The organism is Streptomyces sp. x-80 (assembly GCF_046549095.1).
Classification (GTDB): Bacteria; Actinomycetota; Actinomycetes; order Streptomycetales; family Streptomycetaceae; genus Streptomyces; species Streptomyces celluloflavus.
Genome location: NZ_JAJPWM010000052.1, coordinates 1 through 9,951 on the forward strand (window position 1 = coordinate 1; position 9,951 = coordinate 9,951).

Sequence of the window (9,951 nt, forward strand, 5' to 3'; positions counted from 1 at the left end):
CTCGCCCACGAAACCCGGCGCTTCCCGCACCACAGACAACGCCAACCCCGCATCGTCTGCGGCTACTTCACCGCCCAACACGTCCGCTACACGACCCAATAGGAAACCCATCAGTTCCGGCTCAATATGTCGTCGTTATGCGATACGCGCAAGGTGCGCTTGCGGGCAGCCGAGTTGCTTGCCCAGGGGCGAACGGATCTGGAGGTGGCCCGCGAGTTACAGGAAGGCCATAGAATTCACGGAGCTGAGCCCGCATCAGCTGGATGTACTCATCGGACGGATGGAGCGCCAGCTCCCCGACTGTGAGCTCACCGGTGGGCGGCCTCGCGTGCTGCCGTTGTGGCGGGCGGTAGTCTTGTTGTGCTTCCTGCTACGTCACAACGCGGTGCAGGAGATGGCTGGGGAACTGTTCAGCCTGTCCCAGCCCGCCGTCTCCCGTTACGGCACACTGCTGCGGCCGGTGGTGCGCGACAGCCTGAAACAGCTGGGCTTCGGCATCGCCCGCCTTCCTCGCGGGGAGCCGGTGCTCGTCGATCACCGACGGCCCCGCCCCGTCCCCCCTTCCGGCTCTGCACGGATGGCGAGATCGGCGCGCGCTCCGGGCATCAGCGGTAGCCGCGTGGAAGACGAGCAGTTCCAGAGCCTCCTCCCGGCGGAACCGATCGGCTCGGCACCCGGTTGAGCCCGTATGGATCCGGGGCTTCAGGACGAGCGCCCCGGCAGTACCCGCCTGGCGAGGAGAGTGACCCCATAGGCTGCCGCCGCGACGGCGGGGACGACGGTGACGGCGGCCGCACTCCAGTAGAGGAACGATTGCCGGTTACCTTCCAGGTCGAGCCCGCCGCTCAGCACGTTGTAGCCGATCACCATCAGCACCATGGCGAGAGTGGCCCGCGTTACCGCGTCCCACAGCCGGGGTGCCGTCACCCCGATCGCGCCTACTATCAGGAACCAGGGCCAGAGCGCGACGCTGGCCACGTCCTGCCACCAGGTCCCGGCCCCCCAGGTGTCGCCGCCACGTGCGAAAACGATCGAGGCGGCTCCGGCCAGCACTGCGACCACAAGGTTCCTACGCATCGGGTGGGCAGGGCCGTACGGCATGGCTGATCTCCTGTTCTCGATACGGAGAGAAAGAAACATAAAATCTACCATTTTACTAAATCGTGCCGCAATGGCATGTCGAGACGAGGCACCTCCTGAGGTAGGGGCAGCGCACACATGGCCGGAGCAAGGCAGATGACGGGCTGGAGAACCGAAGGCGGACTGAACCTCGCTTGCCCCCTCGCCCATCCTCCGTGCTCTGGCCAGGCCGGACACCCGCCGGAGCCAGTGATGGCATCCGGCTACTCGCACATGATCGCCGCTCGGATGCTGCCGTCGCAGAGGACCGGCAGGTGAGCTGGGCGTCACTCGCTGGCAGGCCCCCAGCCGGCGATGTCGCGGAGGGCGGTCACATGGCGAGTGAAGGCAGTGCGGCCCTCGCTGGTAAGGGAAAGCCAAGTACGGGGACGCTTGCCGACGAAGGTCTTGCGGACCTTCACGTAGCCGGCCTGCTCGAGCAAAACGATCTGCCTGGACAGAGCCGAATCCGTGATCTCGATGGCCTCGCGGAGGGTCGTGAAGGCAGCTTCATCGACCGAAACCAGCGCGGCAACGATGGAGAATCGCACAGGCGCATGGATGACGCTGTCAAGTGACTTCCGCGGATGTGTCACAGCGTACTCTCTGTGGGGTCAACGTCCTTGCGCTCCAGTATGCCGACCAGGAAGGACGGCACAGTACATAGCCCCCTGGCACCCACCACAGCGGCTCGCCGGAGAAGAAGGCCGTGCTGAGCCCCACTCGCAGTGATGACCGCGTACAGCGCACGGTAGTGGCCCGGCACCACAGGGCACGTCGCCATGCAGATCACCAGTAAGACCGTGTCCTGTGTAGTGAGTTTGAGAAGTCGTTTGTAGCAGCAGATGGCTGCGGTGAGACCGAGGAAGGCCAGGTAGTTGCGAGGGTGGCGCTCGTAGCGGTGGTTGAGCCTGCGGTAGCCGGTCAACCAGGACATGGTCCGCTCCATTACCCACCTGCGGCGGCCGAGTCGTTCACTGGGCTCGACGCCCTTGCGGGCAATGCGCACGCCGATGCGCTTGCCCCATCACCATTTCCGCAGGTGAGGGACGTCGTAAGCCTTGTCGGCGTGGAGGCGTTGGGGCTTGAAATGGCGGCCGTGGTGCGGGTCGTGTCTCGTTTGGTGGCCCTGGATCATGGGCTTCAGGGCTTGGCTGTCGTGGGTGTTGGCGGCCGAGAGGCCGACGAGGAGGGGCAGTCCGTTCGCGTCCGACAGGACGTGCATCGTGGAACTCGCCTTGCCCCGGTCCACGGGGCTCGGGCCTGTAAGTTCGCCCCCGTTACCTTCTTCGTGGCCTCGCAAGGAGGCTCCCGGCCTTCGGCCCGGGTATGGCTTGAGCCCCCAGTCGACGATGATCGAAAAAGTGGTGTCACCGGGACTGAAAGCATTGGCAGACCGCTGATTAGGGGCACGAGCGCCGATCCCGCACCGGGTGAGGGCAGTCTCTTCGTAACGTGGATGCCGGCACGCTGATGCCGCAGGTAGGGCCGGGAAGAACGCGAGCACGGAGCAAGTACGTGAGCGGTGACGGCGGTGTAGACGTCTACCTGGGCTTGGACGTCGGCAAGGGCGAACATCACGCCACGGCGCTGACTCCGGAGGGCAAGAAGGTCTTTGACAAGCGGCTGCCCAACACCGAGCCGAAGCCCCGAGAAGTCTTCGCCAAGCTCCAGGCCAAGCACGGCACCGTCCTGCTGGTTGTCGACCAGCCTGCTTCCATAGGTGCACTGCCTCTGGCCGTGGCCCGTGACACTGGCTGCCGCGTCGCCTACCTCCCGAGCCTGACGATGCGGCAGATCGCCGACCTCTACCCGGGCGAGGCCAAGACTGACGCCCGCGATGCATATGTCATCGCAGACGCCGCCCGCACGATGCCGCACACGCTGCGGGCCGTCGAGGCGGCTGACGAGACGGTGGCCGAGCTGGACATGCTCACCGGATTCGACGATGACCTGGCCGCCGAGGTGACGCGGACCAAGAACCGTCTGCGGGGCCTGCTGACGCAGATCCATCCGCCGCTGGAGAAGGTCCTCGGCCCTCGCCTGGACCATCCCGCCGTGCTCACCCTGCTCGAACGGTTCGGCTCTCCTGCCCAGCTGAGAAAGGCAGGACGGCGCAAACTGGTCACATTGCTACGACCGAAGGCGCAGCGGATGGCCGAGCGCCTGGTCGAGGACGTTTTCACCGCGCTCGACGAGCAGACCGTGGTCGTCCCCGGCACCGATACCGCCGCACTGATCATCCCCGGTCTCGTCTCCAGCCTCGGCTCCGTACTGGACCAGCGCAGACTCCTCGCGGCCCGGATCGAGGAACTGCTGGAGGCCCACCCTCTTTCCCCCGGTCCTGACTTCCATGCCCGGCATCGGAGTCAGGACCGCCGCCCGGATCCTCATCGACGTCGGCGACGGCAGGGCCTTCGCCACGGCCGGACACCTGACCGCCTACGCCGGCCTGGCGCCAGTCACCCGCGCTTCCGGCTCCCCCATCCGCGGCGAACACCCTGCCCGGCGAGGCAACAAGCAGCTCAAACGTGCCTTCTACCTCGCCGCGTTCGCCTCGCTCTCACAGCCGGAGTCACGGGCCTACTACGACAGAAAGCGCCGCGAGGGGAAGCACCATGTGGCAGCTCTGATCGCCCTCGCCCGACGACGCATCGACGTACTTTTCGCCATGCTCCGAGACGGCACCTTCTACGAAGCCCCGATCCCCACCGCGGCTTGACGAATACCATAGGGGCACTTTTGCCCTGACGTGGGCGGAGTCCAGAACAACGCGGGAAACGTCGATCAGTCCTGCATCGTCGAGCCGGTGCAGCACTGCTTCATGCAGCCGGCCCCACACCCTGGCACGCGACCAGATCAGGAACCGGCGGTGAGCAGTCGACTTCGAGATCCCGAAGCACCGCGGCAACGCACGCCAGGCACAGCCACTGACCAGTACATAGACGATGGCCGCGAACACCGTCTCATCAGGCGTGCCCCGTGTGCCGCCGCCCTGCGGCCGCACCTTCGACGCAGGGATCAACGGCCTCGCGATCTCCCACAACCCCTCTGGAACAATCCAACTCCACGCACCCCGCCCCATCCACAGGCCAACGAAGCCTCACCACATAGGACACGATCTAAGACCGTGTCCTACATGGTCAGTTGGTCGTTGGGCTGGCTATGGGGAGTGGACGGTGGCGATGGATCGTGCCGGATGGGCTGTGGGAGATTGCCAGGCCCCTGTTGCCGTCGGCGAGGGTTCGCCCGCAGGGCGGTGGAGTCGCGAACATCGACGATGAGGCGGTGTTCGCTGCGATCATCTATGTACTGGTGAGCGGCTGCGCCTGGCGGGCCTTGCCGCCCTGCTTCGGGGCCTCGAAGTCGACTGTGCACCGCCGGTTCCTTATCTGGTCCCGGGCTGGTGTGTGGGGACGACTGCACCAGAAGGTGCTCCAGCTCCTGGACGGCCAGAACCTGATCGATCTGTCGCGCGCGGTTCTCGACTCCGCCCATGTCCGCGCTAAAAAAGGGGCGAACACACAGGTCCGAGCCCCGTGGACCGAGGCAAGCCCGGTTCCAAGATGCACGTCCTGTCCGACGCGAACGGACTGCCCCTACGCGTCGGACTCTCCGCGGCGAACACTCACGACAGCCTCGCCCTGAAGCCGATGCTGTCCCACTTCCACATGGGACACGAATCCCACGCGACCGATTCCAAGCCCGTGCGACTTCACGCGGACAAGGCATACGACGTACCTCACCTGCGGCGATGGCTCTGGGGTAAGCACATCGGTGTCCGCATCGCCCGCAAAGGCATCGACTCCAGCGAACGACTCGGCCGCCAGCGGTGGGTCATCGAACGCACCATGTCGTGGCTGACCGGATATCGGCGCCTCAACCACCGCTACGAACGGAGACCAGGCAACTACCTGGCCTTTCTCGGACTGGCAGCCGCCCTCTGCTGCTACAAGCGACTACTCAAGCTCACCATGTAGGACACGACCTAAGGGAGTGCTGACCTGGTTCCTCCCACCATCGCAGGAGACGATCACCATCGTCGCCAGCTCCACGAGTTCGATGTCGACGTCGCATATGGCGGGATAGGAGAACGCGTCGCATCTCCGCAGGTGAGACAGCAGTTTGGCGACTCACCAATCGGCGGGATGCCCCGCTCGTCACGCCACTGTGAACATGCCGCTGATGCTTCACCCACAAGCCTACACATGGAGAAGGCTCCAGGAGTCCGAGAACCCAGAGGGCGGAGAGCTTCACCACAACGCCTCACTCTCCTTCTCGTTGGTGCGAGAAACGACGTCCCGATCATCTCTTGCGCCTGCGAACATGCCATCCGTTTCAGCCCGCAATTTTCCTGCGGATTCTCCACAAGGAGTCCAGGGCACCCTAAGCGAACTTGAAGAGAGCCGAAGAGGAGTTCGCGACGTAATGCCGCGATCACTATCTATGCCTGGTGGTCGGCAAGTTGACAAGTGGTGCTGCGGGACAGAAGGTGAGTGTGAATCCCACCTATTGCATGCTGGAATCCTGGCGACTGCTCAGGTCATTAATTGCACGGGAGAGGGCGGCAGTCAGGGATTTCTGCGAAGGGATCACGGAGGACGGTGAGAGGGTTGAGGCCATGCTTGGTGGCGGTAGAGAGGTAGGAGTGCACCAGGAGCTGGCGGTTGGCGCTGGCGAGGGTGTACCAGCTGTCGGAGACCTTCGCCTGGATCTTGGTCGTGTTGATATCCTGCTCGGCCTAATTATTGGTGAAGGGCACCATGAGGTCGTGCAGCAAGCACAGGAAGTCCTCGCGGCGTCGGCTCATGCAGTCCGCGAACTGGGGGGCGAAGGGCTTCCTCCCGCCGGGTGGCGGGTCAAGGTTGGCGGCCCGTCCGACGCGCACAGTCTGGCCGGACCGGGCCTCGAAGGCGGTGATCTCCTCGTGGAGCAGAGCCTGTTGGCCAGCTTCGCGGGTTTGGTAGCAGGCGGCGAGGGCGTCGGTGACGGCGGTCCCGGTGAAGTGCAGCAGCATGCCGCCCGCTCCCATGGCCTCCCGTCCGCGTCTGGCATGGGCGGTGTACCGGGTCAGACGGCTGGTGCAGGCTACGTGCACCCAATGCAGGTTCGTGCCCTCATGTCCTGGCTGACCGCCCGGCCGACGTCCCGAGGGATGGCGTTGGGAACGCGGCGGCGGCTTGCGAAACGGCGGATCCGAGGAGGGCCGCTTCGAGGGGCTCGACGAGTCCCATCGCCAGCCGCTGCTTCACCTCGGCGTACTCGATGCGCAGTTGAGCGTTCTCCGCCTCGACCGCGTCCAGCCTGGCATGAAGATCCGCGATCACGCGCACGAAATCTTCGCACGACGAGACAGCGCTTCGACAGGCCCATGCCCAGACCAACGACCCATCAACCGCAGGTCACACGACTTATTGAGCAGTTACTCAAAGTCAACAGGTTGAAAAATTTGCCTCGCCAACAAAAGACACAGCGCCTTCCCCTCATCGGGCGGAACAGCGAACTCCGCTTGCTGCACGCCCTACTGACCGAAGCTTCCCACGGACGTCCAGCGGTCGTCCTGCTCACTGGCGAGGCCGGCATCGGCAAGACCTCGCTACTCGACCCGCTCACCGACGACGCCCGCCGCCGCGGATTCACCGTCGGCCGGGCCGACGGCTCGCCCCTGGAGCGAGATTTCGCCTTCGGAGTCGTCCGCCAGCTCTTTGAGAATCCGCTCGCCGAATACGACGAACAGCAGCGGGAAGCGCTGCTGGAGTCGGCCGGACCGGCGGCCGCGATGGTCCTGCGCGACCGTGGATTCCACTCCCCGCACGGCGACCGCGGCAGCTTTGCCACCCACCACGCGCTCTACCGGCTGATGGGCTCGCTCGCCGACCGAGCCCCGCTGCTCGTCACCGTCGACGACGCCCACCTCGCCGATGCACCGTCCCTGCGCTGTCTCTCCTACGTCGTACGCCGACTGAACGCCCAACCAGTTCTGCTGGTCCTGTGCACGACCGAGGGCGAACACCCGCACGCCGACCAGGCCCTGGACGACCTGCTGTCCGCGGCGCACATCATGCGGCTGGCGCCTCTGGGCCCCGACCATGTCCAGGAGGTGGTGCGTCACGCGGTTGGTGGCCCCGTCGCGCAACGGATCGCCCCCGCCTGCCGCGAGGTCACCCGAGGCAACCCTTTCCTGCTGACCGAACTCCTGCGCATCCTCGTCCGACAGCCCGAACCCCCGACCCGCATCACCGAGCAGAGCATCCGCGAACTAGGCTCCCCGGCGGTCGCCGAACGCCTCATCGCCAGCTTCCGTTCCTGCCCTGACGCGGCCGAACTCGCCCATGCAGTGGCCATCCTGGGAGACCGTACGGAGTTCGCCCTGGCTGCCGAACTGGCCGATCTCGCCCCGGCCGCCGCGGCTCGCGCCCTGGACGCACTGGTGCAAATGAAGGTGCTCCAGAACTCCTGCCCGCTGGCGTTCGTCCACACCTTCGTCCGCAACGCCGTCCTGGACAACACTCTCATCGGCCGCCGGATCGCCAGCCACACCAAGGCCGCCGAGCTGCTGCGCCAGGCCCAGGCGCCGGCCGAGCGGATCGCCGCCCACCTTCTCAACTCCAGTCTAGTGCTCCCGCCGTGGGCTGCGGACGTCCTGCGCGAGGCCGCGCACCTGGCCGAGTCGCGGGGCGCACCAGATGTCGCTGCCACCTACCTCCAACACGCCCTGAACCAGCCGCTGCTCCCCGGCCAGCGACCTTTCATCCTGGCTGAACTTGGCAGCGTGGAACTGTCCTTCGCTCCGACCCAGGGCATCGGGCACCTGCGTACGGCCCTGGGGAGTACCGCCGACGCCCAGGGTGCCGCACGGGTGGCGCTGAGCCTGGTACCCGCCCTGTGCATGGCCTCCGCCCACCAGGAGGCGGTGGACGTGGCCGACGCCGTACTCGCCGGACTCGACTCCCAGGACCGCGACCTGACCTGGGCCCTGAACGCCATGGCGATGGTCTCGCAGTTCCAGCGCATGCAGACGGCCGCCGACGCCCGGGCTCGTATCGAGCAGTTGTCGGCCCAGCTGCCCGACAGTCCCGACCTGCGACGCTCCCGCCTGGCGTTCCTCGCCGCGATGAACAGCTGGCGAGGCGAAGCACGCACGGATGTCATCCAGTACACCCGCGAGGCACTGGCCGGGGCCGACTCGCTCTTCTTCCGCCCGCCTGGCTACTACGCCCTGCTCTCTCTCCCCTCCGCCGACGAACCGCACACGGCCAAGGAGCTGTACGCAGCCGCCGACCGCTTCGCCACGGAGAGCGGATCGCCGCGGGCAGCCGCGATCATGGCCGCAGCGCACGGCAAGCTGTCCCTCGCCGCAGGCGATGTGACCCAAGCAACACGGGAGTTCACCGCAGCGCTCGACTTCTTCGGCCGCGATGGCGCCACCACCGATGGCGACGCGCTGTCCTGCGCCGCCGGGCTCGTCGAGGCCCTCGTGCCGGCCGGCCGTCTGAACGAGGCCCGCGCCACCCTCGCCGAGTGGGACCTGCTCTCGGACGAGCTTCCCGAAGTCCTGCACCACAACTTCGTGCTGTGCGCCCGCGGCTTGCTGCGGATTGCCGAAGGCGACCCGCAGCAAGCCGCAGCGGACCTGGAGGAGTGCGGACGCCGGGCTGAGGTGTGGCAAATGCGCAACCCCGCAGTCGCACCCTGGAGATCCCGCGCCGCCACCGCCCACACCCTCCTCGGCGCAACCGACCGGGCCCGGAAGCTTGCAGAAGAGGAACTGGCCTACGCCCACCGCTGGAACACCCCCCGTACGATCGGCCACGCGCTGCATGCCCTGGCCATGGCCTCCGACGGCGAACGGCGCAGCACTCTGCTCACCGAAGCAGTGACCGCCCTGGAGAAGTCGCCCTCCCGCCTCGGCCTGGCCCATGCCCTGCTGGACTTCGGCATCCACGCCGAAGAAAATGGCCACCGCACCCCCGCCCTCGAAGCCCTGCGCCAGGCCGCCCACCTAGCCCACATCTGCGGCGCCGCCCCCCTCCAGGCCCGTGCCCAGCACCACCTCACAGCCCTCGCCCCCGCCTGCGGCACGGCATGTCACTCATCGCCTTACGGCCTGACCCCCCAGGAATACCGTGTCGCCCTGCTGGCCGCCCAGGGCGCCACGAACCGTCAGATCGCCGAGAAACTGTGCGTGACGGTACGGGCCGTGGAATTCCACCTCTCTGGCACCTACCGCAAGATCGGGGTCAAACGGGCCGGCCTCGCCTCAGCACTCAGCGGCGACGGCACGTCTGCCCACGGTGCCTGAGAGCTCGTAACACGATCATGATCGGGCCTTCTTGAGGCTGCGGTAGCAGATGAGGCTGCAGGCGAGGGAGACGAAGGCGTCGTGAAGTTCGGTGCGGCGTTCCCATCGGACTGCGAGGCGTTTGAAGTGGTGGAGCAGGGCGAAGGTCTGCTTGACCACGTAGCGGAGCTTGCCCATGCCCTTGATGTTCGGTGATCCCTTGCGGGAGATGACGGGCAGGATCCGCCGGTGACGCAGCTCGTCCTGGTGGGCGTTGGAGTCGTAGCCCTTGTCGCCGAGCAGGGCTTTGGGCCGTCGGCGGGGCCGGCCGGGGCGGCCCGCGACGGGCGGGATGCCGTCGACCAGGGCGAGGGTCTGGGTGACGTCGTTGACGTTGGCTGCGGTGGGATGACTTTGAGCGGGGTGCCGCGTCCGTCGCAGATCAGGTGATGTTTGCTGCCCGTCTTCCGCCGGTCGACCGGCGACGGGCCGGTGTCGGGTCCCCCTTTTTTGGCGCGGATATGGGAACCATCCACGCACGCACGTGACCA

The 9,951-nt window shown here is 66.4% G+C and carries 8 protein-coding genes and 3 pseudogenes; 4 read left to right on the forward strand and 7 right to left on the reverse strand.

Going from position 1 to position 9,951, the window contains the following annotated elements; all coding sequences use genetic code 11:
* Positions 1-280: 280 nt before the first annotated feature.
* Positions 281-682, forward strand: a complete 402-nt coding sequence (locus tag ACLJWH_RS41555; protein ID WP_411147009.1) for a hypothetical protein — start codon at positions 281-283, stop codon at positions 680-682.
* Between the two features lie 20 nt (positions 683-702).
* On the opposite strand, the gene ACLJWH_RS41560 is transcribed toward ACLJWH_RS41555, so the two are convergent.
* From ACLJWH_RS41560 to ACLJWH_RS41570, 3 genes and pseudogenes are all read right to left on the reverse strand, one after another.
* Positions 703-1,140 carry a hypothetical protein gene (locus ACLJWH_RS41560; protein WP_411147010.1) on the reverse strand — a complete coding sequence of 146 codons (438 nt, stop codon included), beginning with the start codon at positions 1,138-1,140 and terminating at the stop codon, positions 703-705.
* Between the two features lie 266 nt (positions 1,141-1,406).
* Positions 1,407-1,670 (reverse strand): winged helix-turn-helix domain-containing protein, encoded by a 264-nt coding sequence (locus ACLJWH_RS41565; RefSeq protein WP_411147011.1) that lies wholly within the window; start codon positions 1,668-1,670, stop codon positions 1,407-1,409.
* A 260-nt stretch (positions 1,671-1,930) separates the two neighbouring features.
* Positions 1,931-2,398 (reverse strand): annotated as a pseudogene (locus ACLJWH_RS41570) (IS5 family transposase); the annotation flags it as partial.
* 194 nt (positions 2,399-2,592) lie between these two features.
* On the opposite strand from ACLJWH_RS41570, the pseudogene ACLJWH_RS41575 reads away from it, so the two are divergent.
* A pseudogene (locus tag ACLJWH_RS41575) lies at positions 2,593-3,841 on the forward strand (IS110 family transposase).
* Here the strand turns inward: ACLJWH_RS41575 and ACLJWH_RS41580 are convergent.
* A pseudogene (locus ACLJWH_RS41580) lies at positions 3,818-4,204 on the reverse strand (transposase); the annotation flags it as partial. The pseudogenes ACLJWH_RS41575 and ACLJWH_RS41580 overlap by 24 nt on opposite strands.
* 80 nt (positions 4,205-4,284) lie before the next feature.
* On the opposite strand from ACLJWH_RS41580, the gene ACLJWH_RS41585 reads away from it, so the two are divergent.
* Positions 4,285-5,099 (forward strand): IS5 family transposase gene (locus ACLJWH_RS41585; protein ID WP_411147016.1). Its coding sequence is split into 2 segments (ribosomal slippage): positions 4,285-4,633 and positions 4,633-5,099, totalling 816 coding nucleotides; the frame shifts between segments, so codons are not numbered across the junction.
* 761 nt (positions 5,100-5,860) lie between these two features.
* Here ACLJWH_RS41585 and ACLJWH_RS41590 read toward each other — a convergent pair.
* Positions 5,861-6,217 carry a hypothetical protein gene (locus ACLJWH_RS41590; protein WP_411147012.1) on the reverse strand — a complete coding sequence of 119 codons (357 nt, stop codon included), beginning with the start codon at positions 6,215-6,217 and terminating at the stop codon, positions 5,861-5,863.
* Positions 6,218-6,236: 19 nt separating this feature from the next.
* Positions 6,237-6,452, reverse strand: a complete 216-nt coding sequence (locus ACLJWH_RS41595; RefSeq protein WP_411147013.1) for a hypothetical protein — start codon at positions 6,450-6,452, stop codon at positions 6,237-6,239.
* A 38-nt stretch (positions 6,453-6,490) separates the two neighbouring features.
* On the opposite strand from ACLJWH_RS41595, the gene ACLJWH_RS41600 reads away from it, so the two are divergent.
* Positions 6,491-9,421, forward strand: coding sequence for a helix-turn-helix transcriptional regulator (locus tag ACLJWH_RS41600; RefSeq protein WP_411147014.1), 2,931 nt, complete (start codon positions 6,491-6,493; stop codon positions 9,419-9,421).
* A gap of 15 nt (positions 9,422-9,436) precedes the next feature.
* Here the strand turns inward: ACLJWH_RS41600 and ACLJWH_RS41605 are convergent.
* Positions 9,437-9,951: transposase (locus tag ACLJWH_RS41605; protein WP_411147015.1), on the reverse strand; the 515-nt coding region annotated here is incomplete at its 5' end.